Here is a 25927-nt window from a genome sequence, read left to right on the forward strand (position 1 = left end):
TAAGGGTTTCCCGCATACAGTGCGAATCCCGTGTCCAGCAACTCCTTCGGCAAGCTCTTCACCGTCACCACCTTCGGCGAAAGCCACGGTCCGGCCATCGGCTGCGTGATCGACGGCTGCCCTCCCGGCCTGGCGATCAGCGAGGAAGAGTTTCGCCAGGACCTCGACCGTCGCGCCACCGGCAAGAGCCGGCACACCTCGCAGCGGCGCGAGGCGGACGAGGTGGAGATCCTCTCCGGCGTGTACGAGGGCCGCACCACCGGCACGCCGATCGCGCTGCTGATCCGCAACACCGACCAGCGCAGCAAGGATTACGGCGACATCGCGTCGACGTTCCGTCCGGGCCATGCCGACTACACCTACTGGCAGAAGTACGGCATCCGCGATCCGCGTGGCGGCGGGCGATCGTCGGCGCGCGAGACCACCATGCGCGTGGCCGCCGCCGTGGTCGCGAAGAAGTGGCTGGCCGAGCGCCACGGCGTGCGCGTGCGCGGCTACCTCGCACAGCTGGGCGACATCGCGCCGAGCGGTTTCGACTGGGAGGCGGTGGAACAGAATCCATTCTTCTGGCCTTGCGCCGAACAGGTGCCGGCGCTTGAAAAGACCATGGACGCGCTGCGCAAGTCCGGCGACTCGGTCGGCGCCCGCGTCACCGTGGTGGCCGACGGCGTGCCGCCGGGCTGGGGCGAGCCGATTTACGGCAAGCTGGACGGCGACCTCGCCAGTGCGCTGATGTCGATCAACGCGGTGAAGGGCGTGGAGATCGGCGACGGTTTCGCCGCGGTTTCGCAGCATGGCAGCGAGCATCGCGACGAAATGCGTTTGGACGGCTTTACGTCCAATCATGCCGGTGGCATCCTTGGTGGCATCAGCACGGGGCAGGCGGTGATCGCCTCGATCGCGCTGAAGCCCACCTCCAGCATCCTGATCCCCGGTCGCAGCGTGAACCTGGCCGGCGAGCCGGTGGACGTGGTCACCAAGGGTCGCCACGATCCCTGCGTCGGCATCCGTGCCACGCCCATCGCCGAGGCGATGATGGCGCTGGTGCTGATGGACCACGCCTTGCGCCATCGTGCGCAATGCGGCGACGTGGGCACCGTTGCGCCGCGCATTCCCTGAGAGGGCGGCACGCTGGAGTGGACATGGCAGGCAACAAACCGGTCGTCTGGGTTTCGCGCCCCACCTTCGAGAGCGAGATCGCGCGGCTGTGGCCGCATTTCGAGGTGCACGAGGAAGCGCAGGAGGTGAAGTTCACCGCCGCCGAGCTGGCGACGAGACTGGCCGCCTGCGACGCCGCCATCGTGGGCCTGAAGGAACGCATCGGCGCGGCCGAGCTGGCCGGTGCGAAACGGTTGCGCATCGTCGCCAACCTCGGCGTGGGCTACGACAACCTCGACCTGGCCGCGCTCACCGCCGCCGGCATCGCCGCCAGCAATACCGCCGACGTGCTCAACGAGAGCGTGGCCGATTTCGCCTGGGCGCTGCTGCTGGGCGCCGCGCGACGGGTCGGCGCCGCCGAACGCTGGCTGCGTGCCGGACAGTGGCGGGCCACCGAATTCAGGGGCTGGCTGGGCACCGACGTGCGCGGCCGTACGCTGGGCATCCTCGGCATGGGCCGCATCGGCCAGGCCATCGCGCGGCGTGCGCAGGGCTTCGGCATGCCGGTGCTCTACCACAACCGTTCGCGCCTGCCCGCGGCCACCGAGCGCGAGTGCCGCGCCCGCCTGGTGGACAAGGCCACGCTGCTGCGCGAATCCGATTTCCTGGTGCTGGTGCTGCCGCTGACGGCCGAAACCCGCCACGCCATCGGCGCCGCCGAGCTGGCGCGGATGAAGCCGGCCGCGGTGCTGGTGAACGTGGCGCGCGGCGGCATCGTGGACGACGCGGCGCTGGCCGCGGCGTTGCGCGAAGGGCGGCTCGCTGCCGCCGGCCTGGACGTGTTCGAGGGCGAGCCGCGCGTGCATCCGGACCTGCTCGCGCTCGACAACGTGCTGCTCAGCCCGCATATCGCCAGCGCCACGACCGATACCCGCCGCGCCATGACCGCGGTGGCCGTGGACAATGTGCTGGCCTTGTTCGGCCACGGTCCGCACGCGGGGCATCCGCCGAACCTGCTGAATCCCGAAGCGCTGGCCGCGGCCCGCGCCCCTTTCCCCACCCGTGAAGAATCCACCCGATGAGCAAGAAGAGCAGTTACAAGGTTGCGATGGTCGGTGCCACCGGCGCCGTGGGCGAGACCCTGCTCGCGATCCTCGCCGAGCGCAATTTCCCGGTCAGCGAGCTGGTGCCGCTGGCCAGCGAGCGTTCGGCCGGCGGCAAGGTGGAGTTTGCCGGCAAACAGGTGACGGTGAAGAACCTCGCCGACTACGACTTCGACGGCGTGGACATCGCGTTCTTCTCGGCGGGCGGCTCGGTCAGCAAGGTGCACGCGCCGCGCGCGGCGGCGGCCGGTGCAGTGGTGATCGACAACACCTCCGAGTTCCGCTACCAGGATGACATCCCGCTGGTGGTGAGCGAGGTGAACCCGCACGCCATCGCGCAGTACACCACGCGCGGCATCATCGCCAATCCGAACTGCTCGACCATGGGCATGCTGGTGGCGCTGGCGCCGATCCATCGCGCCGTCGGCATCGAGCGCATCAACGTGGCCACCTACCAGTCGGTCTCCGGCGCGGGCCGCTCGGGCATGGAGGAGCTGGGCAAGCAGACCGCCGCGCTGCTCAGCTTCCAGGACGTGGAGAAGGGCAAGTTCCCCAAGCAGATCGCCTTCAACGTGATCCCGCACATCGACGACTTCCAGCCCAACGGCTACACCAAGGAAGAGATGAAGATGGTGTGGGAGACGCGCAAGATCCTCGAGGACGAGTCCATCGCCGTGAACCCCACCGCGGTGCGCGTGCCGGTGTTCTACGGCCATTCCGAGGCGGTGCATATCGAGACCCGCGACAAGATCACCGCCGGACAGGCGCGCGAACTGCTGGAGCAGGCCGCGGGCGTGATGGTGATGGACGAGCGCAAGGCCGGCGGCTACCCCACCCCGGTGGGCGACGTGGCCGGCAAGGATCCGGTGTTCGTGGGGCGCATCCGCGAGGACATCTCGCACGAGCACGGTCTCGACCTGTGGATCGTTTCCGACAACATCCGCAAGGGCGCGGCGCTGAACGCGGTGCAGATCGCCGAACTGCTGATCGAGGGCTACCTGTGAGGCCTGGCGCACGCGGGCCGGCGCTGGCCGGCCTGCTGGCGGTCGCGCTGTCGTCGTGCCTGCAGGTCGCCGCCGGGGCGCAGGCGCCCGGGGCCGCGCGCAACGGCGTGGCCAGACAGCGCGCCGAGGTGCAGCGACTGCAGCAGGCCGTGGCCGCGAAGGAGTCCGACAGCCAGGCGGCGGCGGAAAAGCTCAAGCGGCAGGATGCGGAAATCGCCGAACTGCGGCGGCAGCTGCAGGCGGCGCAGCAGGCCGGGCCGGCGGCCGGCAAGGGGCATTGAGCGTCCGGGAACGTGCCCCGGCGCTCCCGCGATTTCTGGAATACGCAGTAGCAATGCGTCGCAAGTCTGCGATCCGCCTATTGTTGATCCGCCTCCATCTAACTAAAGTGGCGCATCGTCCGGCCGAAGTGCCGCCATTGTGGCGGCTTCCCCGGGCATTGCGGTTTGTTCGGGGGAGCACGTGATGAATCGTTCGTTGAAACTGCCCTTGCTGGTGGCCCTGGCCCTTGGCAGCGGCCATGCATTGGCGATGGACCTGGGGCAGATCCAGGTCAAATCGGCGCTGGGCCAGCCCTTGCTGGCGGAAATCCCGGTGCAGCAGGCCACGCCGGCCGAGTTGCAGCAGCTCAACGTGCAGTTGGCCTCGGGCGATGCCTCCGGCGGGATTCCCCTGCATTTCGCCGTGGTCGATGGCAGCAACGGCCGCAAGGTGATCCGCATCACCAGCGAAACGGCCGTCAACGATCCCTTCCTCGACCTGCTCGTCGAAATCCACGGCAGCAGCGGCAAGAGCGTGCGCGAGTTCACCATCCTGCTCGATCCGCCGGGCAGCACCCCTGCGCCGTCGCCGACCCAGGTCGCACGCGCGGCGAAGCCCGCAGCGGCGCCGCGGCCGGCGAGCAGTGTCGGGATCGCGGCGCCCGCGCAAGCGGCCAACGGCCGCTGGACGGTGGAACGCGGCCAGACCCTGTCCACGGTGGCCCACCAGACGGCGCCGTCCGGCGTCGACGTCAACCAGATGCTGCTGGCGCTCAAGCAGGCCAACCCCGACGCGTTCTACCGCGACAACATCAACGCGCTGAAGGCCGGCGCGGTGCTGCGCATTCCCGCCAAGGCCGAGGCCGAGGCGATCGCGATCGCCACCGCCGCCGCGGAAGTGCGCCGCCAGAACGGCGACTGGCGCAGCGGCACGGTGGGCAATGCGCCGACCAGCGTGGCCGACGCGGGCATGCGCGCCGGCGCCTCCAGTTCGCCCACGGCAAACGGCGCCACCGGCGACCGCCTGGCGCTGGTGCCGGCGAAGCAGGGCAGCAAGTCGGCCACCGACAACAGCGAGGCCCTGCGCCAGGACCTGCAGCGCAGCAAGGAGACGCTCGCCAACCTGCAGCAGCAGGGCGACGACCTGAAGTCGCGGCTGAAGGATCTCAGCGACATCAACAACAAGAACCAGCGCCTGCTCGCGCTCAAGGACAGCGAGATCGCCGAGCTGCAGCAGAAGCTGGCGGCGGCGCGCAAGACGGCCAGCGCGCCCGTCGAACCGGCGCATGCGGCTACGGCCGCAACGGCGATGGCGGTTGCCACGCCGAAGCCGGTCGCCGCGGCCAGCGCGGCACCGGCCTTGCCGGCGTCAGCCAGTAGCAGCGCGAGCGCGGGCAAGCAGGCGGCGACGCCGGCCAATGCCGCGACGGCGCCCGCGGTGGGCAAGCCCGAACCGACCGCCACACCGGCCAAGGCCGAGCCCGCCAAGGCCACGCCGGCCAAGCCGGTCGCCGCCAGGCCGGCGCCGGCCGGCGACGAGCCGTGGTACTCGCAGCTCTGGGTCCAGGTGCTGGGTGGCGTCGCCGTCCTGTTGCTGCTGGTCTGGGCCTTGCTCGGCCGCCGCAAGGCGAAGCCTGCCGCCTCGCTGCCGAAGGTAACGCCGTCGCTGGCCGATCGCTTCGGCGCCGAGCCTTCGCACGGCGACGAGGACGATGTCGACCAGAACCTGCTGCTCGACCAGCTGGCCGAGCATCCCGACGATGTCGGCCTGCACCTGGAACTGGTCAGCCTGTACTACGGCCGTCGCGACATCGACCACTTCGAAGCCGCCGCCGAAGCCATGTACGCCCATGTCTCCGACCCGCAGCAGGAGGAATGGCAGCAGGTGGTGCGCATGGGCGAGGACCTCGTGCCTGGCCATCCGCTGTTCGCCCGCCACGATGCGGCGTCGACGGAAGAGCAGGAGGCCCGCCACGGCTTCGACATCGACCGTTATGCGGCCGAGCCGGTCGCGGCGCCGGCACCGGCCGGCCCGCCGCCGATGCCGGCGAACCCGGTGAAGGTGAGCGAGTACAACTTCAACTTTGACCTCACGCCCGCGCACGAACCGGCGGCCAAGCACGCCGACGAGGCCGAGCCGGCCGCGGAACCGCCGCATGTGGCGGACGAGGACGCGACGGTGGTGAAGTCGTGGCAGTTCGACGAGCCGGAAACGGAATTGCAGCCGGCCGGCCACGACATCGAGTCACGCGAATTCAGCGACGACCCGGTGGACACCAAGCTCGACCTGGCCCGCGCCTACCTCGACATGGGCGACCCCGAAGGTGCCCGAGCCATGCTCGAGGAAGTGATCCACGAAGGCAGCCAGATGCAGCGTGACGTGGCCAGGCGCCTGCTCGACGATCTGCATTGAGGGTCGGGATTCGGGATTCGGGACGACAACGCAAACGGGCCGGCCATGCCGGCCCGTTTGCGTTTGAAGAGGGCGGCCATGGGGGGGCGCCCATTTGATTTCGCGATCGCGGACGATCGCAAGTTTTGAAGAGTGTGACCATGGGTGGCCGCCCATTTGGCTTTCGCAATCAAGGACGATCGCAAGTTTTGAAAAGTGCGGCCATGGATGGCCGCCCGTTTGATCTTCGCGATCAAGGACGATCGCAAGGAGCATGCCTGTTACGCTCACCACCTTTGAATCGACAGCACGATCCATGCGCATCGCCCTGGGCATCGAATACGACGGCACCGACTTCCTCGGCTGGCAGCGCCTTACCCACGGCAACACGGTGCAGGGCGCGCTGGAGGCGGCCTTGTCGAAGGTCGCCGCGCAGCCGGTCGAGGTGACCTGCGCGGGGCGTACCGATGCCGGCGTGCATGGCCGCTGCCAGGTGGTGCATTTCGATGCGCCGGTGGAGCGGGAAATGCGCGGTTGGCTACTGGGTGCCACCTCCAACCTGCCGGCCGGCGTGGCGGTGTTGTGGGCGCAGCCGGTGGCGGGGGATTTCCACGCGCGCTTTTCCGCGCGCAGCCGGCGCTACTGCTACACCATCCTCAACCGGCCGGTGCGCGCGGCGCTGGACGCGCGCTACGTCACCTGGGAGCGCCAGCCGCTGGACGCCGCGCGCATGCACGATGCCGCGCAGGCCCTGGTTGGCGAGCACGACTTCTCCGCGTTCCGCGCGGTGTCCTGCCAGGCTGCGCATCCTCGCCGCTGCGTGCTGGCGGTGGGCGTGCGGCGCAAGGGCGGCCAGGTGATCGTGGAGATCGAGGCGAACGCCTTCCTGCACCACATGGTGCGCAACATCGTCGGTTCGCTGTTGCCGGTGGGGCGTGGCGAGCAGCCGGTCGAATGGATCGCCGGATTGCTGGCCGGCCGCAACCGCGAGGTGGCCGGGCCGACCGCGCCATCGTCGGGGCTGACCTTCATCGGGCCGCGCTACGAGGCGCACTGGGGCCTGCCGGCCGAGGTTTCGCAATGACCCGCATCAAATGCTGCGGCATGACCCGCGTCGAGGATGCGCTGCTGGCCGCGCGACTGGGTGCGGACGCGATCGGCCTGGTGTTCACCGCGCGCAGCAAGCGGCGGGTGGCGCTGGAACAGGCGCGGGCGATCCGTCGCGCCTTGCCGCCGTTCGTGGACGCGGTGGCCCTGTTCATGGACGACGCGGCTGCCTTGGTCGAGGAAGTCATCGAAGCGGTGCAGCCGGACCTGCTGCAATTCCACGGCGACGAAACCGACGGCTGGTGCGCGCGGTTCGGACGTCCGTACCTCAAGGCCATCGCGATGGGCGAAGGTGCCGCGGCCTTGCCGCGCCTGCGGGATTACCCGCGCGCCGCGGCGCTGCTGCTGGATGGCCACGCCGCCGGCGAGGCCGGCGGCAGCGGCAAGGCGTTCGATTGGTCGCTGCTGCCGCATGATTCCGCACAGCCGCTGATCCTGGCCGGTGGCCTGCATGCGGGCAACGTGGGCGCGGCGATCCGCGCGGCGCGGCCGTGGGCGGTGGACGTGGCCAGTGGCGTGGAGTCGGCGCCGGGCATCAAGGACGCCGGCAAGCTGCATGATTTCATCGCGGCGGTGCGCGCTGCGGACGAGGGCGCGACGCAGACGAAGGGGACGACAAGCCATGAGTGAAGGTTCCGGCACGGTGCCCGTACCGGCCGCGATGGAAGAGTGCCGGGTCGATGCAGACCATCCGTTCGACCCGCGCATCCTGGTCGACCGCGACCGCCCGCTGGTGATCCGCGGCCTGGTGCGCGAGTGGCCGATCGTGAAGCTCGCGCTGCAGTCGGCCACCGCCTTTGCGCAGCGGCTGGCCGAGCTGGACAACGGCACCGACGTCAGCACCCTGATGGTGGCGCCGGAGGCCGACGGCATCGTCGGCTACTCGCCGGACCTGGGCGAGATGAACTACCAGCACTTCAAGGTGCCGGTGACCATGGGCCTGCAACGGCTGGCCAGCTACAGCCGGCGCGAGAACGCGCCGGCGCTGGTGATCCAGAGCGCGCGCGTGCGCGAATGCCTGCCGGGGCTGCTGGCGGACCACCAGTTGCCATTCCTCGATCCCGCGGTGGAGCCGCGGCTGTGGGTGGGCAACAAGGCCACCACGCCCACCCATTTCGACTCGATGCGCAACATCGCCTGCGTATTGTGCGGCGCGCGGCGCTTCACCCTGTTCCCGCCCGAACAGTTGCCCAACCTCTACATCGGCCCGCTGGATTTCGCACCCACCGGTGCGGCGATCAGCCTGGCGCGACTGGACCGGCCCGACGACCCGCGCTACCCGCGCTTGAAGCAGGCGCTGGCCGCCGCGCAGGTGGCCGAGCTGCATCCCGGCGACGCGATCTACATGCCGCCGCTGTGGTGGCACAACGTGGAATCGCTGCAGCAGCTCAACGCGCTGATGAACTACTGGTGGAGCCCGGTGGACACGCCCGGCTACAACTCCGGCTACGCGCGCGCGGCGCTGTTCCACTGCCTGCTGGCCTTCCGCGAACTGCCGGCGGCGGAGCGCGAGCAATGGCGCAGGCTGCTGGACTACTACGTGTTCGACGGCGAAGAGGCCGTGGCGCATATCCCGGAGCAGCGCCGTGGCGTGCTGGGACCGCAGACCCCCGAGGTCGTGGAGAAGTTGAAGGAAGGCGCGCGGCAGAATCTCTGAGCGCCCGCGGAGAATCCGCGGGCGCGAATCGAGACATAAGGAGCGCACCCTGTGCGCGAATGCCTTTGGCTCCGGTCGAGCGTCAAGGCATTCGCGCACAGGGTGCGCTCCGCGCGGGCCGTGCGTCCGGTGCTGATGGAGTTTTGTCTTCGGGCACGACGCCGGGGCCATTTGACTGGATCGCCGGCAGCTTTCATGCCTCCGCCAGCTCACGACGCAGCCATTGCGCCAATGCCGCCAGCCGCGTATCGCCGCCACGCCGCGTCGAAACCAGCGCCCAGCGCGCGGAAGTTTCGCGGAATCCCCATGGCGCCAGCAGGCGACCGCTGGCGAGGTCGTCGGCCACCAGCGGCTGCGGTGCGATGGCCACGCCTAGGCCTGCCGCGGCGGCTTCCAGCAAAAAGTACAGATGGGGCAGGGCCTGGGTCTGTTGCAGCGATTCGGGCGGCAGGTCCATCGCGTGCGCCCATTCCGGCCAGGCCTGCGGACGCGAGGCGGTGTGCAGCAACGGTTCGTCGCACAGCGCGCTGGCTGGCAGTTCGCGCAGGCGGTCGGCGCCGGGATAGCGCGGGCTGAGCACGGGGCCGATGCGTTCCGGTGCCAGTTCATGCACCTGCCAGCCACTGGGCCAGGGCGGTGCGGCCAGCAGCAGGGAGGCATCGACGTTGGCCAGGTGATCGACCACGGGTTCTTCCTGCACGGCCAGGTGCAGGGTCAGCGCGGGCAGTTCGTGGCGCAGGCGTTCCAGCCGCGGGATCACCCAGCGCGCCAGCACGCTGCCGGAACAGCCAAGCACGCAGGCCGCCGTGGCGTGCGCATTGCGCAATTGCAGCCAGCCCTCCCGCAGTTGCCCGAACGCGGTGCTGCACTGCTCGCGCAACTGCTGGCCGGTCGCGGTGAGCGCGACGCCGCGTCCCTGGCGGACGAACAGTGGTTGGCCCAGCGCTTCTTCCAGTGCGCGCACCTGCCGGCTCACCGCGCCGTGGGTCACGTGCAGTTCCTGCGCGGCGAGGCTCATGCTGCCCAGTCGCGCGGCGGCCTCGAAGGCGCGCAGGGCATTCAGCGAGGGCAGGTCGCGGTCCGGCATGCTGTGAGTCTAGCTCAAGTATCGACGCGATCTTTTCGCTTTTTCACAGGATGCCAAGGCGCTAAGGTGTGAGCCTGTTGCCGTTGCTTCCCGTTGGAGTCGTCATGCCCGAGATCCGGGATTTCCACGCTTTCCCCGACGCCCAGGGCCGGTTCGGCCGGTTCGGCGGCAGCTACGTCGCCGAGACCCTGATGGCGCCGCTGGCCGAACTGACCGAGGCCTACCTGCGCCTGCGCCAGGATCCGGCCTTCATCGCCGAACTCGACCGCGACCTCACGCATTACGTGGGCCGGCCCAGCCCGGTGTATTTCGCCGAGCGGCTGACCAGGCACGTGGGCGGCGCGCGCATCCTGCTCAAGCGCGAGGACCTGAACCACACCGGCGCGCACAAGATCAACAACACCGTGGGCCAGGCGCTGGTGGCGCGGCACATGGGCAAGACCCGCATCATCGCCGAGACCGGCGCGGGCCAGCACGGCGTGGCCAGCGCCACGGTGGCGGCGCGGCTGGGGCTCAAGTGCGTGGTCTACATGGGCGCCACCGACATCGAGCGGCAGAAGATCAACGTCTACCGCATGAAGCTGCTGGGCGCCGAGGTGGTGCCGGTGACGTCCGGCTCGAAGACCTTGAAGGACGCCTTGAACGAGGCGATGCGCGACTGGGTCACCAACGTGGCCGACACCTTCTACATCATCGGCACCGTGGCCGGGCCGCACCCGTACCCGCTGATGGTGCGCGACTTCAACGCCATCGTCGGCCGCGAGGCGCGTGCGCAGTTGCTGGAGCAGTACGGCCGCCTGCCGGACGTGCTCACTGCCTGCGTGGGCGGCGGATCGAATGCGATCGGCCTGTTCCATGCCTTCCTCAACGATCGCGACGTACGCATCGTCGGCGCCGAGGCGGCGGGCGAGGGCATCGCCACGGGCCATCATGCGGCCTCGCTGGCGGCCGGCCGGCCCGGCGTGCTGCACGGCAACCGTACCTACGTGCTGTGCGATGACAACGGGCAGATCACCGAGACGCATTCGATCTCGGCGGGCCTCGACTATCCCGGCGTCGGCCCCGAGCACGCCTTCCTCAAGGACGCGGGGCGTGCCGAATACGTCGGCGTCACCGACGACGAGGCGATGGAGGCATTCCACCTGCTGGCGCGCACCGAGGGCATCCTCGCCGCGCTGGAATCCAGCCATGCGGTGGCGCAGGCGATCAAGCTGGCGCGTGAATATCCGAAGGACGGCATCGTGCTGTGCAATCTCTCCGGCCGTGGCGACAAGGACGTGCACACGATCGCCGCACGCGAAGGAGTGCAGGTATGAAGGCGGGATTCGGGATTGGGGATTCGGGATTCGGCAAAAGCGCGCCGCGCCAATCGGCCGTTCCTCTGCCATCGACCAACCACTGCTTCGCCACCTTCGAGTAATCGCCGTCATGCCGAATCCCGAATCCCCAATCCCGAATCCCGGCTTCTCACGCATCGACCGCCGTTTCGCCGCACTGAAGGCCGCCGGCCGCACCGGCCTGATTCCCTTCGTCACTGCGGGCGATCCCTCGCCCGAGCATGCGGTGGCGCTGATGCATGCGCTGGTCGAGGCCGGCGCCGACCTGATCGAACTCGGTGTGCCGTTCTCCGACCCGATGGCCGACGGCCCGGTGATACAGCACGCCAGCGAGCGTGCCATCGCCAGGGGCGTTGGCCTGGGCGACGTGCTGGGCTGGGTCGCCGAGTTCCGCCGTCGCGATGCCGATACGCCGGTGGTGCTGATGGGCTATTTGAACCCCATCGAGATCCATGGCTACGAGCGCTTCGCGGCGGAAGCCGTGCAGGCCGGCGTCGACGGCGTGCTGCTGGTGGACTGTCCGCTGGAAGAGTCCGAAGTGCTGGCGCCGCTGCGCGCGGCCGGCCTCCAGCAGATCCTGCTCGCCGCGCCCACCACGGCACCGGAGCGCCTGTCGAAACTGTGCGCGGCGGCCGAGGGTTTCCTCTACTACGTGTCGTTCGCCGGCATCACCGGCGCGGCGCAGTTGAGCACCGCGAATATCGCCGCCCGCGTGGCGGACGTGCGTGCGCATGCGAAGGCACCGGTGGCGGTGGGCTTCGGCGTGCGCGACGCGGCAAGCGCGAAGGCCATCGCCGGTTTCGCCGACGCGGTGGTGATCGGCAGCGCGCTGGTGGAGCGGCTGGCGGGAGCGGCTTCGGCGGGCGAGATTGCCGAACGCGCGGGCGCTTTCCTGGAGCCGATCCGTACGGCGCTCGACGCTCGTTGAATCGCCCCTGGCCTTGCCCGCCATTCCGGCACGCGCCGGGACGGCGGGTGCGGAGACTTCACCACCACACGCAACCGTCCGGTGCTTCCGGCGATCTCGGCTAGAATGCGCGCTTCACCAGAGGCGTCGCTATGAACTGGCTGCAGAAAATCATGACACCGCGTGCGCACACGCAAGGCGCCAACGCGGGCAAGGGCAAGGTGCCCGAGGGCGTGTGGGAGAAGTGCGCGGGCTGCGGTTCGGTGCTGTACAAGCCGGAGCTGGAGCGCAACCTGATGGTCTGCCCCAAGTGCAGCCATCACCACGGCATCCGTGCCCGCACGCGGCTGCTTGCGCTGCTCGACGAAGGTTCGACGCAGGAGCTGTGGCCCAGCATGGAGGCTACCGACCCGCTGAAGTTCCGCGACTCCAAGAAGTACCGCGACCGCATCGTCGCCTCGCAGAAGTCCAGCGGCGAGAAGGACGCGCTGGTCGCGATGGGCGGCCGCCTGAAGGGCCGTCCGCTGGTCGCCACCGCGTTCGAGTTCGGCTTCGTCGGCGGCTCGATGGGTTCGGTGGGCGGCGAGAAGTTCGCCCGCGCGGGCGAGCGCGCGCTGGCCGAGAAGAGTGCGCTGGTGTGCTTCGCCGCCAGCGGCGGCATGCGCATGCAGGAAGGCCTGTTCTCGCTGATGCAGATGGCCAAGACCTCGGCGGTGCTGGCCAGGATGCGCGATGCCGGCGTGCCCTACATCAGCGTGCTGACCAACCCGTCCACCGGCGGCGTCTCCGCCAGCATGGGCATGCTGGGCGACATCAACATCGGCGAGCCGAAGGCATTGATCGGCTTCGCCGGCCCGCGCGTGATCGAGCAGACCGTGCGCGAGACCTTGCCGGAAGGCTTCCAGCGTTCCGAGTTTTTGCTGGAGCACGGCGCCATCGACATGATCGTCGACCGCCGCGAGATGCGCGACAAACTGGCCGACCTGCTCAACCTGTTGGAAAAGGCGCCGCGCGCGGCGTGATGCCTTGCTCAGGAACCTGATCCCGAAGATCTTCTACGACTGTCTTCAAGATGGGTTGGAGTTCTTCGTCGAAGGCCTCGGGTTCGAGATCCTCCATCAGGACGGCTGCATGGCAGTCGTCGCCCGTGATGGCGCGAAGGCCTACATCGTCGAGAGTCCCGAATACGCCGCGAAGGATCGCCCGGAGCTTGCGGTGGAGACGGACAGGATCGACGAGATTTTCAGGGAAATGTGCTCCCGCGCACCGCAGTTGCTGCATCCCAACTCGCGTACTGTTTCCCTGAAGCCGTGGGGCGCGCGCGAGTTCGCCATGCTGGACAGGACGACGGTCTGCGTGATTTTTCGGGAATGGCCGGACACTGACTGACACGCGAAGCACGATGCCGCCCATGGGCGGCATCGTCGTTTTGGGCTGGCTGGTTTTCCACAGCCGGTGTGGATGCCTGCCGAACAAAGCTGTGGACAAGCCGCGTTCACCGCTTTGGCGACAGGCACTTGGCACGCGTTGACGAATTTCTGCGCAGCGCGCTGCGCGTTTTCCACAGCAAGTGTGGACGCGCATGGGAACAGCCTGTGGATAGGTGTCGCAAGTGCTTGAGCGCACAACGGTGCGCGACGCGCTGCGCAGACTTTGCTCAGGCGAGCAGGGTCGCGGCATGCACCAGCCACAGCGACAGCGCGCCCAGCGCGCCGCCGATGCCGATCGCGGCGAGCACGTCGCTGGGATAGTGCAGGCCGAGGACCACCCGCGACGTGGCGACCAGCGTGGTGAAGGTCAGCAGCACCGGCGCCAGCAGTGGATACCAGGCCAGCGCCACCACGGTGAAGCCCACCGCCTGCAGGGTATGGCCGGACGGGAAGCTGAATTCGTCCAGCGGCGGCACGTGCGCGATCACGCCGGGGCAGGCGCGGAACGGACGCGGCCGGCGCGTGTACCGTTTCAGCAGGCGATAGAGCAGCAGGGCGGCCAGCCCGGTGGCGGCCATGTGCGCGGCGGCGAACAATCCGCGCCGGCCCTCCATGGCGGCCAGTGCAAACATCAGCGCGTACCAGAACATGCCGTCGCCGAGCCGGCTGACGGTGCCGAAGAACACCCCTACCGCGCGGCGCGTGCCCCAGCGGTTTGCCGCCACGCAGACGCGACGATCGAGGGCGATGGTTCTAGGCATGGACGGCGACGGCATCGTGTTCATGGCGTTGCTCCTCGGCCAGTTCGCGCAGCAGGGATTCGAATTCGCGGACCACCTGTTCCGGCGACAGGCGCGCCATGCTTTCGTGCGCGCGGCGACCCATGTGGCGGATCAGGCCCGGGTTGCCGGCCAGCGTGGACGTCGCCGCGATGAACGTTTCCGCATCGCCGGGCGCGATGCAGTAGCCGTTGTAGCCATCGCTCAGGTGTTCGCGCGCGGCGCCTTCGCGATAGGCGATCACCGGCACGCCGCAGGCCAGCGCCTCCAGGATCACGTTGCCGAAGGTTTCGCTGAGGCTGGGGAAGGGAAACAGGTCCGTGCTGGCGATGTGCCGCGCCAGTGCCTCGCCGCGTTGCGTGCCGGCGAAGATGAAGTCCGGGTTCGCCGCCTGCAGCGCGGCGCGCGCGGGGCCGTCGCCCACCCACACGAAGCGCATGGCGGGCAGTCGCTGCTGCGCGGCGCGGAAGGCGCGTATCGCCAGTTCGAGGTTCTTCTCCGCGGCGATGCGGCCCACGTACAGCATCACCGGCGTGCCGGCGTCGGCGTTCCATTGCGCGCGCAGCGAGGGATCGCGCTGGCCGGGATGGAACAGTTGCGTGTCCACGGCACGGCGCAGCAGGCGCGCATTGTCCACGCCGAGCGCGGTGAGTTCCTGCGCCAGCGCATCGGTGGGCACGAGGGTGGCGGCGGCGCGACGGTGGAAGCGGCGCAGGTGGTTGCGCACCAGCGGCGTGAGCCAGCGCAGGCCGTAGTGGCTGGCGTAGCTGTCGAAACGCGTGTGGAAGCCGCTGGCCACCGGAATGCGCAGGGCATTCGCCGCGCGCAACGCGGAACCGCCCAGCGGACCTTCGGTGGCGACGTAGATCGCGTCGGGACGCTCCTGCGACCAGCGCTCGCGCAGGGAGCGCCCGGCAGGCAGGCCGAAGCGCAGGCCCGGGTAGCGGGGCAGCGCCGCGCCATGCGTGAACACGGTTTCGAAATGCGGATCGGCCGCGCTCGGGTATGCCTGGCGCGGCCGCACCACTTCGACCGTGTGGCCCCGCGCCACAAGTCCGGCGGCGAGGCCATACACGGTGAGCGCAACGCCATTGATCTCCGGTAGCCAGGTTTCGCTGACGATGCCGATGCGCATGACGCTTGCTCTCGCGGGACCTGCGCGCAGTTTCGCGTCGCGGCTTTGCGCAAGGGTGGCGAATGTGTGACGGGTGGATGACGGCCGCGGCTTTCAGCGGCCGAAGTACACCGATACGCCGAGGCCGGCTTCCCACGCGGGCGCCGCGCCATCGAGGCGATGGCGCATGCTGGCGTCCAGTTGCACGCGTGGCGTGGGCATCCATGCCAGGCCGGCGCCGGCGCGGCTGCCGTGGCCGGCGCCGGCCACGTCCATCACGCCGAATTCGACATAGCCGCTGAATGCCGGCGTGAAGGCGTAGCCTTCGTTGAGGGCGAGCTGGCGGCTGTCATGGCCGCCGCTGCGCACGTTTTCCAGGTACAGCGCGAAACCGTTGCGTTCGTCCCATTGCCAATTGAATGCGGCACCCAGCAGGTACTGGCGGCGCGGGTTGCGGAAGGCGTCTGTGCCGTCGGTGAATTCGATGCTGCCCAGCAATCCCCAGCTGAAATCGCCGCGCGCGGGCGGGGCGAATTTCAGTGCCAGGGAGCTGTCGCCGCGGCCGTAGTCGATCGCGCAGCCCTGGCCGAGGCGGTTGTACGAGCTGCCGAACTGCAGTTCCAGCGACCGGCCGATGCCCAGCCGCAGCAGGCTGTCGGCCGTGTATTGCGCGCTGCTGCCGCTGCCGTCGCGGACGAGGCTCCAGTCCGGCAGGCCCTGTTCCAGCGTGATGTCGCCGGCGCCCAGCACGGCCGGCGTGAAGCCGAGGCCGGGGCGGTCGTAGCCGGGGTTGTCCAGCGCCGATGCCGTCGTGGCGAACCCGGCAAGCAACACGGCCGCCATGCCGAGCCGGCCGTGGTATCGGCTAAAATCCATGGTTCCCCCGCGCATTTCCAGACACTCCATGACCGTCCGCACCCGTTTCGCTCCCAGTCCCACCGGTTTCCTGCATATCGGCGGCGCACGCACCGCCCTGTACTGCTGGCTGGAGGCGCGCCGGCGCGGCGGCGAGTTCCTGTTGCGCATCGAGGATACCGACCGCGAGCGCTCCACCGACGAGGCCGTGCAGGCGATCCTCGACGCGATGGCCTGGCTGGACCTTTCCGCCGACGCGGCGCCGGTCTACCAGACCCATCGCCTGGCCCGCTACAGGGAAGTGGCCGAGCGCCTTCTCGCCGAGGGCAAGGCCTACTACGCCTACGAAAGCAAGGAGGAGATCGAGGCGATGCGCGAGGCCGCGATGGCCAAGGGCGAGAAGCCCCGCTACAACGGCTACTACCGCGACCGCAACGAGCCGTACCGCGAGGACCCGAACCGCGTGATCCGCTTCCGGAATCCGCTCGAGGGATCGGTGGTGTTCGACGACAAGGTGAAGGGCCGCGTGGAGTGGGCCAACACCGAGCTCGACGACCTCGTCATCTTCCGCTCCGACGGCTGGCCCACCTACAACTTCGCCGTGGTGGTGGACGACATCGACATGGGTATCACCGAGGTGATCCGTGGTGACGACCACGTCAACAACACGCCGCGCCAGATCAACATCTACCACGCGCTGGGCGCGCCGGTGCCGGAATTCGCGCACCTGCCGATGATCCTGGACAAGGAGGGCAAGAAGCTCTCCAAGCGCACCAACTCGGTGAGCGTGATGGAGTACCGCGAGGAGGGCTACCTGCCGCACGCCATCCTCAACTACCTGGTGCGCCTCGGCTGGTCGCACGGCGACCAGGAGATCTTCTCGCGCGAGGAGATGGTCCGGCTGTTCGATGCCGCCGACGTCAACAAGGCCGCCTCGCGCTTCGACACCGAGAAGCTCAACTGGCTCAACCAGCACTACCTCAAGACCGACGATCCCGCGGCGCTGGCACCCGAGTTCGCCTGGCACCTGGCGCGCGCCGGCATCGACGCGGAGCATGGCCCGCGGCCCGCCGACGTGATCGTGGCGCTGCGCGACCGCGTGCACACGCTGAAGGAAATGGCCGAGCGCGCGAAGATCTGGTACGGCCCCATCGCCGAATGGGACGACAAGGCCGTCGCCAAGCACCTGAAGAACGACACCGCCGCCGTGGTGCTCGAAGCGACCAGGGCCCTGCTGGCCGGCGTGGAATGGAAGCCCGAGCCCATCCATGGGGTCATCGAGCAGGTGGCCGCGAAGCTGGAACTGGGCATGGGCAAGATCGCCCAGCCGCTGCGCGTGGCGATCACCGGCACGCAGGTGTCGCCATCCATCGACCACACCATCTACCTGTGCGGCCGCGACGAGGCGCTGCGACGCATCGACCACGCGCTGGCGCTGGCCCGCGGCTGAGCCGGCGGGCAGGGCGGTGGACGAACTGCTGGCCCGTGCGACACAGGGCGTCGACCCGGATTCGCCAGGTGCGTTCTGGCACGTGTTCCTCAACCTGTGGGCGATGGTGCCGTGGGCGGCGCTGTTCTGGTGGAACCTGCTGTTCGTGGCGGTGGGCGCGCTGCTGGGCTGGTGGCGCGGGCGCCTGTGGGAGGGCGTCGCCTGGGCCTGGGTGCTGGGGCCGGTCGGCTGGCTGGTGATCTGCTTCCGCCCGCGCGCCAGACCGCGCGCCGCGCCGCCGCCGCTGCGGCGCTGATCCATTGCATCTGTCGCCTGTCGGGCGCATGTATGATCCCCGGCGAGGAGAGTCCCTTTGGCCCACGATGCCGCCAGCAAACCGCACGCCCATCATTCGCATCCGCATGACGCGAAGGGTTTCGTGCGCGAAGTGGCGCATGTCAGCGAGGAGCGTGGCCTGCGCCTCACCCCGCTGCGCATGGAGGTGCTGGAGCTGGTCGCCGCCGCCGACAAGCCGGTGAAGGCCTACGACCTGCTCGACCAGTTGCGCGAGAAGCACGGCAATGCGGCACCGCCCACGGTGTACCGCGCGCTGGACTTCCTGCTGGAGCAGGGCTTCATCCACAAGCTGTCCTCGATCAATGCCTACGTCTCCTGCCATCACCCGGCCGAGGCGCACCAGGTACCGTTCCTGATCTGCGATGTCTGCTCGGGTGCCGAGGAGGTCTGCGATCCGCGCGTGGCCGAGCTGATCGAGGTGCAGGCCAGGGCGCTGGGGTTCCGTGCCCAGGCGCAGACGCTGGAAGTGCACGGCGTCTGCAAGCGTTGCCGCAAATCCTGACCCGCGCCCTGTTCGCGGCGGACTCACTTGTGCGAGGTAAGTGTTACAAAGTAACATTTCCGGCATGGACAGGACCGGAAGCTCCGCCAATGCCGACAGCGTGCTGCTGCAACCCGTGACCACGGGTGCGGTCGTCGTGGGTGAGGCGGCGGAATCCTCGCGTTGGTGGCACCTGGCCGATCGCGTGGGGGCCACGGCTTCGTTCCTGTGTGCGATCCACTGCGCGCTGCTGCCGTTCGTGTTGACCGTGCTGCCGCTGCTCGGGCTGGAGTTCCTGGCGGGCTACCGTTTCGAGCGCGACTTCGTGCTGTTTGCGGCGACGTTGGCCCTGTTCGCCCTGGTCGGCGGCTACCGCCGGCATCGTCAGCCACTGCCGCTGCGGCTTGCGCTGCCGGGGTTGCTGTTGCTGGTGCTCGGCGTCGTCTGGGTGTCGGAACACCAGCACATCGTCGTGCACAGCGTGATGGTGACCTGCGGTGGCCTGCTGGTGGCCTCGGCGCATTTCGTGAACCTCTACGTCGACCGCCGCCATGCGCATGCCGTGACGCACGTGCACGGCCCGCAGTGCGCGCATTGAGTTCCGCGAGGCGGCCGCCCATGCCATCCGCCGCCACCATCCTCATCGTTGGTGCATCGCGCGGCCTTGGTGCCGCGATGGCTGCCGGGTTCCTGGGCCGGGGCTGGAATGTCATCGGCACGGTCAGGGCCGGTTCCTGCACCGTGCTGCATGAACTGGCGGAAAAACACCCGGGCCGCGTGGAGATCGAGACGCTCGACATCGATGCACCGGACCAGATCGCCACGTTGCGCCAGCGTCTCGCGGGCAAGGTGCTCGAAATCCTGTTCGTTAACGCAGGAACCACCACGCACGACCAGCATGCACGCATCGGCGACGTGGCCACGGAAGAGTTCGTCCGCGTGATGGTGACGAATGCGCTCGGCCCCATGCGCGTCATCGAGGCGCTGCAGGATCTCGTGCCGGCGGACGGGTTGATCGGCGCGATGTCGTCCGGGCAGGGCAGCATCGCGAACAACGAGACCGGGATGCGCGAGGTCTACCGCGGCAGCAAGGCCGCGTTGAACATGTTCATGCGCAGCTTCGCGGCGCGCGAGGCCGCGCATCCGCGCGCCATGCTGGTGCTTGCGCCGGGCTGGATCCGCACCGACCTGGGCGGCCCGGACGCGCCTTTCACGATCGAGGAGAGCGTGCCGTTGCTGGTCGACCTGCTGATCGCCAAGCGTGGCGTGCCCGGCCTGCAGTATCTCGACCGTTTCGGCCAGGTCGTCCCGTGGTGAGCTGGTGTTGGAGGCATGCGCGGTGATTGTGTAACGCCGACTGCGTTTCCTAGCATTCGAACATGAGCAACCTGCCTTCCTGCCAGCACGACCACCCGCATTCGCACGCCGCTGCGCACGATCACGGCCATGACCATTCGGCGCACGCCGGTTCGCGTGGCCGCAAGCTCCTGCTCGCCTTCGCGCTGACCACCGTCACGATGCTGGCCGAGGTGGTCGGCGGCCTGTGGTCGGGCTCGCTGGCGCTGCTCACCGATGGCGGCCACATGATGGTGGACGCGCTGGCGCTGCTGATGGCCTACGTCGGCGCGCGCCTCGCGCTGCGGCCGGCCGATGCGCGGCGCAGCTACGGCTACGGGCGCATGGAGGTGCTGGTCGGCTTCGTCAACGCCATCAGCCAGTTCGTGCTGGTGGGCTGGGTGGCGTGGGAGGCGGTGCAGCGGCTGCTGCACCCGGGCGAGATCCTGTCGGGCATGATGCTGGTGGTGGCCATCGTCGGCCTGCTGGTGAACGTGCTGGTGCTGCGCAGCCTGCACGGGCACTCGCACGACGACGTGAACCTGGCCAGCGCCAGCCTGCACGTGCTGGGCGACCTGCTCGGCTCGGTGGCGGCGGTGCTGGCGGCGCTGGTGGTGCGCTGGCTGGGTTGGCTGTGGGCCGATCCGGTGCTGTCGCTGCTGGTGGCCGTGCTGATCCTCGGCAGCGCCTGGCAGTTGCTGCGCCGTTCCGCGCACATCCTGCTGGAAGGCGTGCCGGACGGCATGGACTGGGCCGAGCTGGAAGCCGCACTGAACGGGGTGGATCCGGCGATCCGCGGCGTCCATCACCTGCACGTGTGGCAGCTGGCCTCCGGCTCGCGCATGGCCACCTTGCATGCCGAGTTGCACGACCCGGCCGATGCCGCGCAGGCGCTGCGCGCGATCAACCGGCTGCTGCAGGAGCGCTTCGGCATCCAGCACGTCACCGTGCAGATCGACCCCGAGGATTGCCTGGACCGGTCGCAGGGTTGTGCCGGCCACGGCTGAACCTGGCCCGGGCCGGCTATGGCGCCGTCGCCGGCGCTGCTATCATGGCAGGCCATCATGCATTCCTGAGGAGATTCCCATGGGCAAGGGCGATCGCAAGACGCGTCGTGGCAAGACCTACCGCAGCAGCTACGGCAACAGCCGCGCGCACGGCGCCCAGCCGGCGGTGGTTGGCGCCAAGCCGACCGTGACCAAGCCGGCTGCCGCGAAGAAGGCTGCGCCGAAGAAGAAGTCGGCCTGAGCCGCTTCCGTCGCGCGTCACGAAGAACCCCGCCTGGTGCGGGGTTTTTTGTGGGCGCGTTTCCGGCCCGGGGTCCGTGGCGCGGCCGGGTGATGATGCCGCGCTGAACGGGATGCGGCGCAGACGGCTTGCACCGGGCGTTCCCGTTCCCTACAATGTGATCCAATGTACTAATGCGTTAATACATTATGAAGCGTCGATCACTGGATCCCGAGACACCCGTCGAATCGGCCGAGCTCAGCCTGTGCCAGGCGCTGCTTTCGCTGAAGGACGCGGACGAGATGAATGCCTTCCTGCGCGACCTGTGCACGCCGGCCGAACTCGAGGTGCTGGTGGACCGCTGGCGCGTGGTGCCGTTCCTGCTGGACGGGGTGGCGTACCGCGAGATCCACGAGCGCACCGCGGTGAGCATCACCACCATCGGCCGCGTGGCGCGTTTCCTCAACCAGGGCAATGGCGGCTATCTCGCCGCCGCGGCGCGGGCCACGCGCCGTCGCGCCACCACCAAGAAGGAACGTGCATGAAACCCCGCGACCGCCTGCGCATCGCGATGCAGAAATCCGGCCGGCTCACCGAGCCGGCGCTGGAACTGCTCAAGCGTTGCGGCCTCACGTTCCGGCAAAGCCGCGACAAGCTGTTCTGCTTCGGCGAAGGCGAGCCGGTGGATCTGCTGCTGGTGCGCGACGACGACATCCCCGGCCTGATCGCACAGGGCGTGTGCGAGCTGGGCATCGTCGGCCGCAACGTGCTCGACGAGTTCCGCCTCACCGCCGGTCGCGAGAGCGAACCGCTGGCCGAGCTGCGTCCGTTGGGTTTCGGCCGCTGCCGGCTTTCCATTGCGGTGCCGCAGGAGATGGACTACAGCGAACCGGCGCAACTGGCCGGGCGGCGCATCGCCACCTCGTATCCGGGCCTGCTGGGTGCGTGGCTGCGCGAGCGCGGCGTCGAGGCTGGCGTGGTGACCCTGGCCGGTTCGGTGGAAATCGCGCCGAAGCTGGGTACCGCGGATGCGATCTGCGACCTGGTGCAGAGCGGTGGCACCCTGGTGGCGAACCAGTTGCGCGAGGCCGATGTGCTGCTGGAAAGCGAGGCGGTGCTGGCCGGGCCGCAAAGCCTGCCGGCGGACGAGCGCGGCGACCTGGTCGAACTGCTGCTGAAGCGGCTGGACGGCGTGATCCAGGTGCGCGAATCGCGCCTGCTGCTGCTGCAGACCCCGCGCACTGCGCTGGATGCGGTGATCCGGTTGCTGCCCGGCGGTCCGCAGCCGACTTTGTTGCCGGTGGCCGGCCAGCCCGACCAGCTGATGCTGCAGGCGTTGTGCGCAGGCGAGGTGAGTTGGCGCGAACTGGAAGAGATCAAGAAGGCCGGCGCGCGCGAGATGTTCGTCCTTCCCGTAGAGAAGATGCTTGCATGAAAGGCCGGCCCGCATGAACTGGATCGACTGGGATTTGCTTGACGAGCCGGGCCGCTGCGCGGCATTGGCGCGGCCGGCGCAATCGCGCGCGGCGGAGCTGCGCGAAGGCACGGGCCGCATCATCGCGGACGTCCGCGCCCGCGGCGACGCCGCCTTGCGCGAGTTGAGCGTGAAATACGACCGTTGCGCACTGACGGAGCTCGCGGTCGCCGAGGCCGAGTTCGCCGAGGCCGAAGCGTCGCTGGCGCCCGCCTTGAAAGCGGCGATCCGCGAGGCCGCGGAGCGCATCGAGGCCTTCCATCGCGCCGCCGCGCCGCAAGCGGTGGGCGTGGATACCGCGCCCGGCGTGCGCGTGGAGCGCATGCTGCGCCCGATCCAGCGCGTGGGCCTGTACGTGCCGGCGGGCAGTGCGCCGCTGCCTTCCACGGCCTTGATGCTGGGCGTGCCCGCGCGCATCGCCGGCTGCCGCGAGGTGGTGCTGTGTTCGCCCGCGCGCGCCGACGGCCGTTGCGATGCCGCGGTGCTGTATGCCGCGCGCCTCACCGGCGTGCACAAGGTGTTCAAGCTGGGCGGCGCGCAGGCGATCGCCGCGATGGCCTATGGCACGGCGTCCGTGCCGAAGTGCGACAAGCTGTTCGGCCCGGGCAACGCCTGGGTGACCGAGGCCAAGCTGCAGGTGTCGTCCGAGCCGGACGGCGCGGCGATCGACATGCCGGCCGGCCCGTCCGAGGTGCTGGTGATCGCCGACGCGGAAGCCAACCCGGTTTTCGTCGCCGCCGACCTGCTGTCGCAGGCCGAGCACGGACCGGATTCGCAGGTGATCCTGGTCAGCGAGTCCGCCTCGCTGCTGGACCGCGTCGAGGCGGAAGTCGCACGGCAATGCGCCGAACTGCCGCGCGCGGAAATCGCCCGGCAGGCGCTGGCGCAGAGCCGCCTGATCTCGGTATCGTCGCTGGCGCGGGCGGTGGAAGTGAGCAACCGTTACGCGCCCGAGCACCTGATCCTGCAGGTGGCCGCGCCGCGCGCACTGCTGGCCGGCGTCGAGAGCGCCGGCTCGGTGTTCCTCGGCGCCTGGACGCCCGAATCGGTGGGCGACTACTGCAGCGGCAGCAACCACGTGCTGCCCACCTACGGCCATGCACGCAGCTACAGCGGCGTGTCGGTGGCCAGCTATCAGAAACAGATCACCGTGCAGGAGCTTTCGGCTGACGGGCTGCGCAACATCGGCCCATGCACCGCCATGCTGGCGTCTGCCGAGCAGCTTGAGGCGCACCGCCGTGCGGTGACCTTGCGATTGGCCGAACTGGAGGCGACGAAATGAGTGTGCTCGATCTTGCGCGGGCGGAAATCCGTGCCCTGCAGCCGTATTCCTCGGCGCGCATGGAAGCCAGCGGCGGGCAATTGCTGCTCAACGCGAACGAATCGGCGTGGGCTCCTACCGGTGATACCGGCACGGGCTGCAACCGCTATCCGCAGCCGCAGCCGGCCGCGCTGGTGGACGTGCTCGCGCGCCTGTACCAGGTGCGCCACGAACAGTTGCTGGTGGGCCGCGGCAGCGACGAAGCCATCGACCTGCTGGTGCGGGCCTTCTGCCGCGCGGGGCGTGACGCGATCCTGATCCAGCCGCCGACCTTCGGCATGTACGCGGTGAGCGCGCGCATCCAGGATGCCGGCGTGGTCGAGGTGCCGCTGCGCGGCGACTTCACGCTGGACGTGGATGCCGTGCTGGCCGCCGTCACCGACACAGTGAAGCTGGTGTTCGTCTGCACGCCCAACAATCCCGCGGGCAGCGTGGTACCGCGCGCCGGGATCGAGCGGCTGGCGCGTGCGCTGGACGGTCGCGCCGTGCTGGTGGTGGACGAGGCTTACGTCGAGTTCGCCGACGAGGGCAGCGTGGCCGACCTGCTGGACCGCTACGACAACCTCGCGGTGCTGCGCACGTTGTCCAAGGCCTGGGCGCTGGCCGGCGCGCGCATCGGCTGCCTGCTGGCGCATCCCGACGTGATCGCGTTGCTGCGCCGGATCATGCCGCCGTACCCGTTGCCGTTGCCCAGCGTTGACGCGGCGCTGCTCGCGCTGTCCGGCTGGGGGCAGGCGAACGCCCGAGCGCACATCGACGTGGTGCGCGGCGAACGTGCGCGCATGCGCGCGGCGTTGGCCGGCCTGCCGGGCGTGCGGGACGTGCTGCCCTCGCAGGCGAACTTCCTTACCGTGCGTTTCGACGACGCCGAGGCCGCGTATCGCCGCTTGTTCGAGGCCGGCATCGTGGTGCGCGACGTGCGCCGCTATCCCGGCTTGGGCGATGCGCTGCGCATCACCGTCGGCGCGCCGGTGGACAACGTGCAGGTGCTGGCCGTGCTGGCTTCCCGCGAGGCCGTCGCCGACGAAGCGGCTTCCCTGGGGAGTCCGGCCCTGGATGGCCGCGATGCTGCCAAGGGGGCGGCATGAGCACACGCAAGATCCTCTTCGTCGATCGCGACGGTTGCCTGATCGAGGAGCCGGCCGACGAGCAGATCGACAGCTATGAGAAGCTCGCGTTGCTGCCGGGCGTGGTGGCCGCGCTGCAACGCTTCGTCGCCACCGGCTACGAGCTGGTGATGGTGAGCAACCAGGACGGCCTCGGCACGGCGAGTTTCCCCGAAGCCGATTTCCATGGCCCGCACGACTTGCTGATGCGCATCCTGTCCTCGCAGGGCATCCGCTTCCGCGAGGTGCTGATCGACCGCAGCTTCGCGCACGAGGGCCTGGACACGCGCAAGCCCAACACCGGCCTGATGCGCGGCTGGCTGGCCGACGACAGCTGGAGCCGCGCGGCTTCCGCGATGGTGGGCGACCGCGAGACCGACCTGAAGTTTGCCGCGAACATCGGCGTGCGCGGACTGCGCGTGGGGCCGCAGGGCATGGCGTGGAGCGAGGTGGCGCACCAGGTGCTGGATGCCCCGCGCATCGCCGAAGCGGTGCGCAACACCAGGGAAACGCGCATCATCGTGCGCGTCGACCTGGACAAGGTGGCCGAGCCGAAGGTGCATACCGGGCTGGGTTTTTTCGACCACATGCTGGAGCAGATCGGCAAGCACGGCGGCTTCGCGCTGGAGCTTTCCTGCGATGGCGACATCCACATCGACGAACACCACACCATCGAGGATTGCGCGCTGGCGCTGGGGCAGGCCCTGAAGCAGGCGCTGGGCGACAAGCGCGGCATCGCCCGCTACGGCTTCTGCCTGCCGATGGACGAGAGCGCGGCGGAGGCGCGGCTGGACCTTTCCGGCCGCCCGTACTTCGTGTTCGAAGGCGACTTCCCGCGCGAGCGCGTGGGCGAGCTGGCGGTGGAGATGGTGCCGCACTTCTTCCGCTCGCTGTGCGAGACGCTGGGTGCGAACCTGCACCTGTCGGTGCGCGGCGACAACGCGCACCACATGGTGGAAGCCTGCTTCAAGGTGGTGGCGCGCACGTTGCGCCAGGCGATCCGCCGCGAAGGCGACGAGCTGCCCAGCACCAAGGGGAGCCTGTAATGCCGCAATCCACGAGCCTGG

28 protein-coding genes are annotated in these 25927 nt (G+C 69.2%); 24 read left to right on the plus strand and 4 right to left on the minus strand.

The window, feature by feature from the left end:
- Nucleotides 1-30 precede the first annotated feature (30 nt).
- The 8 genes from aroC (at nt 31) to IHE47_RS02285 (ending at nt 8621) form a co-directional block, all read left to right on the plus strand.
- Entirely contained in the window at nt 31-1119 is a 1089-nt protein-coding gene (aroC, locus tag IHE47_RS02250; RefSeq protein ID WP_192103798.1) for a chorismate synthase, read from the plus strand.
- A gap of 23 nt (nt 1120-1142) precedes the next feature.
- A complete protein-coding gene (locus IHE47_RS02255; protein ID WP_192103800.1) occupies nt 1143-2180 on the plus strand; it encodes a D-glycerate dehydrogenase in 1038 nt (345 codons plus the stop codon).
- Nucleotides 2177-3205, plus strand: coding sequence for an aspartate-semialdehyde dehydrogenase (locus IHE47_RS02260; protein WP_192103806.1), 1029 nt, complete (start codon nt 2177-2179; stop codon nt 3203-3205). The genes IHE47_RS02255 and IHE47_RS02260 overlap by 4 nt, the downstream gene beginning before the upstream one ends.
- The gene (locus tag IHE47_RS02265) at nt 3202-3486 is read left to right on the plus strand and encodes a hypothetical protein (protein ID WP_192103808.1); all 285 of its coding nucleotides are present in this window, start codon (nt 3202-3204) and stop codon (nt 3484-3486) included. Before IHE47_RS02260 ends, IHE47_RS02265 begins: the two co-directional genes overlap by 4 nt.
- Before the next feature lie 184 nt (nt 3487-3670).
- Nucleotides 3671-5878 (plus strand): FimV/HubP family polar landmark protein, encoded by a 2208-nt coding sequence (locus IHE47_RS02270; protein ID WP_192103810.1) that lies wholly within the window; start codon nt 3671-3673, stop codon nt 5876-5878.
- 295 nt (nt 5879-6173) lie between these two features.
- Nucleotides 6174-6941, plus strand: coding sequence for a tRNA pseudouridine(38-40) synthase TruA (truA, locus tag IHE47_RS02275; protein ID WP_192103812.1), 768 nt, complete (start codon nt 6174-6176; stop codon nt 6939-6941).
- On the plus strand, nt 6938-7594 hold the full coding sequence (locus tag IHE47_RS02280; RefSeq protein WP_192103814.1) for a phosphoribosylanthranilate isomerase: 657 nt from the start codon (nt 6938-6940) through the stop codon (nt 7592-7594). The genes truA and IHE47_RS02280 overlap by 4 nt, the downstream gene beginning before the upstream one ends.
- Entirely contained in the window at nt 7587-8621 is a 1035-nt protein-coding gene (locus tag IHE47_RS02285; RefSeq protein WP_192103815.1) for a cupin-like domain-containing protein, read from the plus strand. The genes IHE47_RS02280 and IHE47_RS02285 overlap by 8 nt, the downstream gene beginning before the upstream one ends.
- A gap of 193 nt (nt 8622-8814) precedes the next feature.
- On the opposite strand, the gene IHE47_RS02290 is transcribed toward IHE47_RS02285, so the two are convergent.
- Nucleotides 8815-9708: a LysR family transcriptional regulator gene (locus IHE47_RS02290; RefSeq protein WP_192103816.1), complete on the minus strand. Its 894-nt coding sequence runs from the start codon at nt 9706-9708 to the stop codon at nt 8815-8817.
- A gap of 104 nt (nt 9709-9812) precedes the next feature.
- Here IHE47_RS02290 and trpB point away from each other — a divergent pair, with 104 nt between their 5' ends.
- From trpB to IHE47_RS02310, 4 genes are all read left to right on the plus strand, one after another.
- On the plus strand, nt 9813-11024 hold the full coding sequence (trpB, locus tag IHE47_RS02295) for a tryptophan synthase subunit beta (RefSeq protein ID WP_192103817.1): 1212 nt from the start codon (nt 9813-9815) through the stop codon (nt 11022-11024).
- A 112-nt stretch (nt 11025-11136) separates the two neighbouring features.
- Nucleotides 11137-11973 (plus strand): tryptophan synthase subunit alpha, encoded by an 837-nt coding sequence (gene trpA, locus IHE47_RS02300; protein WP_192103819.1) that lies wholly within the window; start codon nt 11137-11139, stop codon nt 11971-11973.
- A 131-nt stretch (nt 11974-12104) separates the two neighbouring features.
- Nucleotides 12105-12974: an acetyl-CoA carboxylase, carboxyltransferase subunit beta gene (gene accD, locus IHE47_RS02305; protein ID WP_192103821.1), complete on the plus strand. Its 870-nt coding sequence runs from the start codon at nt 12105-12107 to the stop codon at nt 12972-12974.
- Nucleotides 12975-12978: 4 nt separating this feature from the next.
- A complete protein-coding gene (locus IHE47_RS02310; protein WP_192103823.1) occupies nt 12979-13341 on the plus strand; it encodes a hypothetical protein in 363 nt (120 codons plus the stop codon).
- A 268-nt stretch (nt 13342-13609) separates the two neighbouring features.
- Here the strand turns inward: IHE47_RS02310 and IHE47_RS02315 are convergent, their stop codons facing one another.
- From IHE47_RS02315 to IHE47_RS02325, 3 genes are all read right to left on the minus strand, one after another.
- A complete protein-coding gene (locus tag IHE47_RS02315; RefSeq protein ID WP_192103826.1) occupies nt 13610-14167 on the minus strand; it encodes a phosphatase PAP2 family protein in 558 nt (185 codons plus the stop codon).
- Complete coding sequence (locus IHE47_RS02320) at nt 14136-15296, minus strand: glycosyltransferase family 1 protein (protein WP_192103827.1); 1161 nt, start codon at nt 15294-15296, stop codon at nt 14136-14138. Before IHE47_RS02320 ends, IHE47_RS02315 begins: the two co-directional genes overlap by 32 nt.
- Nucleotides 15297-15389: 93 nt before the next feature.
- Nucleotides 15390-16151 carry a transporter gene (locus IHE47_RS02325; RefSeq protein WP_192103829.1) on the minus strand — a complete coding sequence of 254 codons (762 nt, stop codon included), beginning with the start codon at nt 16149-16151 and terminating at the stop codon, nt 15390-15392.
- Nucleotides 16152-16179: 28 nt separating this feature from the next.
- On the opposite strand from IHE47_RS02325, the gene gltX reads away from it, so the two are divergent.
- The 12 genes from gltX (at nt 16180) to hisB (ending at nt 25906) form a co-directional block, all read left to right on the plus strand.
- Entirely contained in the window at nt 16180-17580 is a 1401-nt protein-coding gene (gene gltX, locus IHE47_RS02330; RefSeq protein WP_192103831.1) for a glutamate--tRNA ligase, read from the plus strand.
- Nucleotides 17581-17596: 16 nt separating this feature from the next.
- Nucleotides 17597-17875, plus strand: coding sequence for a hypothetical protein (locus tag IHE47_RS02335; protein WP_192103832.1), 279 nt, complete (start codon nt 17597-17599; stop codon nt 17873-17875).
- Nucleotides 17876-17932: 57 nt separating this feature from the next.
- The gene (locus tag IHE47_RS02340) at nt 17933-18418 is read left to right on the plus strand and encodes a transcriptional repressor (protein WP_192103833.1); all 486 of its coding nucleotides are present in this window, start codon (nt 17933-17935) and stop codon (nt 18416-18418) included.
- Between the two features lie 64 nt (nt 18419-18482).
- Complete coding sequence (locus IHE47_RS02345) at nt 18483-18995, plus strand: MerC domain-containing protein (protein WP_192103834.1); 513 nt, start codon at nt 18483-18485, stop codon at nt 18993-18995.
- A 20-nt stretch (nt 18996-19015) separates the two neighbouring features.
- Nucleotides 19016-19714 carry an SDR family NAD(P)-dependent oxidoreductase gene (locus tag IHE47_RS02350; RefSeq protein WP_192103835.1) on the plus strand — a complete coding sequence of 233 codons (699 nt, stop codon included), beginning with the start codon at nt 19016-19018 and terminating at the stop codon, nt 19712-19714.
- Nucleotides 19715-19776: 62 nt separating this feature from the next.
- Nucleotides 19777-20739 carry a cation diffusion facilitator family transporter gene (locus IHE47_RS02355; protein WP_192103836.1) on the plus strand — a complete coding sequence of 321 codons (963 nt, stop codon included), beginning with the start codon at nt 19777-19779 and terminating at the stop codon, nt 20737-20739.
- A gap of 79 nt (nt 20740-20818) precedes the next feature.
- Entirely contained in the window at nt 20819-20980 is a 162-nt protein-coding gene (locus IHE47_RS02360; RefSeq protein ID WP_192103837.1) for a 30S ribosomal protein THX, read from the plus strand.
- A 188-nt stretch (nt 20981-21168) separates the two neighbouring features.
- The gene (locus tag IHE47_RS02365; RefSeq protein WP_192103839.1) at nt 21169-21504 is read left to right on the plus strand and encodes a YerC/YecD family TrpR-related protein; all 336 of its coding nucleotides are present in this window, start codon (nt 21169-21171) and stop codon (nt 21502-21504) included.
- Nucleotides 21501-22394, plus strand: a complete 894-nt coding sequence (gene hisG, locus IHE47_RS02370; RefSeq protein ID WP_192103841.1) for an ATP phosphoribosyltransferase — start codon at nt 21501-21503, stop codon at nt 22392-22394. Before IHE47_RS02365 ends, hisG begins: the two co-directional genes overlap by 4 nt.
- A 13-nt stretch (nt 22395-22407) precedes the next feature.
- Nucleotides 22408-23715, plus strand: a complete 1308-nt coding sequence (gene hisD, locus IHE47_RS02375; protein WP_192103843.1) for a histidinol dehydrogenase — start codon at nt 22408-22410, stop codon at nt 23713-23715.
- Nucleotides 23712-24842 (plus strand): histidinol-phosphate transaminase, encoded by a 1131-nt coding sequence (gene hisC, locus IHE47_RS02380; RefSeq protein WP_192103845.1) that lies wholly within the window; start codon nt 23712-23714, stop codon nt 24840-24842. Before hisD ends, hisC begins: the two co-directional genes overlap by 4 nt.
- The gene (hisB, locus tag IHE47_RS02385; RefSeq protein WP_192103847.1) at nt 24839-25906 is read left to right on the plus strand and encodes a bifunctional histidinol-phosphatase/imidazoleglycerol-phosphate dehydratase HisB; all 1068 of its coding nucleotides are present in this window, start codon (nt 24839-24841) and stop codon (nt 25904-25906) included. The genes hisC and hisB overlap by 4 nt, the downstream gene beginning before the upstream one ends.
- The last annotated feature ends 21 nt before the right edge of the window (nt 25907-25927 follow it).

It is taken from the genome of Rhodanobacter sp. DHB23 (assembly GCF_014842975.1).
GTDB lineage: Bacteria > Pseudomonadota > Gammaproteobacteria > Xanthomonadales > Rhodanobacteraceae > Rhodanobacter_A.

Excerpts from the sequence above, each read along its gene's own strand:
- hisB (WP_192103847.1), top strand. The coding sequence starts at position 24,839 with ATGAGCACACGCAAGATCCTCTTCGTCGATCGCGACGGTTGCCTGATC.
- gltX (WP_192103831.1), top strand. The coding sequence starts at position 16,180 with ATGACCGTCCGCACCCGTTTCGCTCCCAGTCCCACCGGTTTCCTGCAT.
- hisG (WP_192103841.1), top strand. The coding sequence starts at position 21,501 with ATGAAACCCCGCGACCGCCTGCGCATCGCGATGCAGAAATCCGGCCGG.
- trpA (WP_192103819.1), top strand. The coding sequence starts at position 11,137 with ATGCCGAATCCCGAATCCCCAATCCCGAATCCCGGCTTCTCACGCATC.
- accD (WP_192103821.1), top strand. The coding sequence starts at position 12,105 with ATGAACTGGCTGCAGAAAATCATGACACCGCGTGCGCACACGCAAGGC.
- IHE47_RS02345 (WP_192103834.1), top strand. The coding sequence starts at position 18,483 with ATGGACAGGACCGGAAGCTCCGCCAATGCCGACAGCGTGCTGCTGCAA.
- hisD (WP_192103843.1), top strand. The coding sequence starts at position 22,408 with ATGAACTGGATCGACTGGGATTTGCTTGACGAGCCGGGCCGCTGCGCG.
- IHE47_RS02315 (WP_192103826.1), bottom strand. The coding sequence starts at position 14,167 with ATGAACACGATGCCGTCGCCGTCCATGCCTAGAACCATCGCCCTCGAT.
- truA (WP_192103812.1), top strand. The coding sequence starts at position 6,174 with ATGCGCATCGCCCTGGGCATCGAATACGACGGCACCGACTTCCTCGGC.
- IHE47_RS02285 (WP_192103815.1), top strand. The coding sequence starts at position 7,587 with ATGAGTGAAGGTTCCGGCACGGTGCCCGTACCGGCCGCGATGGAAGAG.
- IHE47_RS02320 (WP_192103827.1), bottom strand. The coding sequence starts at position 15,296 with ATGCGCATCGGCATCGTCAGCGAAACCTGGCTACCGGAGATCAATGGC.
- IHE47_RS02365 (WP_192103839.1), top strand. The coding sequence starts at position 21,169 with ATGAAGCGTCGATCACTGGATCCCGAGACACCCGTCGAATCGGCCGAG.
- hisC (WP_192103845.1), top strand. The coding sequence starts at position 23,712 with ATGAGTGTGCTCGATCTTGCGCGGGCGGAAATCCGTGCCCTGCAGCCG.
- IHE47_RS02355 (WP_192103836.1), top strand. The coding sequence starts at position 19,777 with ATGAGCAACCTGCCTTCCTGCCAGCACGACCACCCGCATTCGCACGCC.
- IHE47_RS02290 (WP_192103816.1), bottom strand. The coding sequence starts at position 9,708 with ATGCCGGACCGCGACCTGCCCTCGCTGAATGCCCTGCGCGCCTTCGAG.
- IHE47_RS02325 (WP_192103829.1), bottom strand. The coding sequence starts at position 16,151 with ATGGATTTTAGCCGATACCACGGCCGGCTCGGCATGGCGGCCGTGTTG.
- IHE47_RS02260 (WP_192103806.1), top strand. The coding sequence starts at position 2,177 with ATGAGCAAGAAGAGCAGTTACAAGGTTGCGATGGTCGGTGCCACCGGC.
- IHE47_RS02280 (WP_192103814.1), top strand. The coding sequence starts at position 6,938 with ATGACCCGCATCAAATGCTGCGGCATGACCCGCGTCGAGGATGCGCTG.
- trpB (WP_192103817.1), top strand. The coding sequence starts at position 9,813 with ATGCCCGAGATCCGGGATTTCCACGCTTTCCCCGACGCCCAGGGCCGG.
- IHE47_RS02270 (WP_192103810.1), top strand. The coding sequence starts at position 3,671 with ATGAATCGTTCGTTGAAACTGCCCTTGCTGGTGGCCCTGGCCCTTGGC.
- IHE47_RS02360 (WP_192103837.1), top strand. The coding sequence starts at position 20,819 with ATGGGCAAGGGCGATCGCAAGACGCGTCGTGGCAAGACCTACCGCAGC.
- IHE47_RS02350 (WP_192103835.1), top strand. The coding sequence starts at position 19,016 with ATGCCATCCGCCGCCACCATCCTCATCGTTGGTGCATCGCGCGGCCTT.
- IHE47_RS02255 (WP_192103800.1), top strand. The coding sequence starts at position 1,143 with ATGGCAGGCAACAAACCGGTCGTCTGGGTTTCGCGCCCCACCTTCGAG.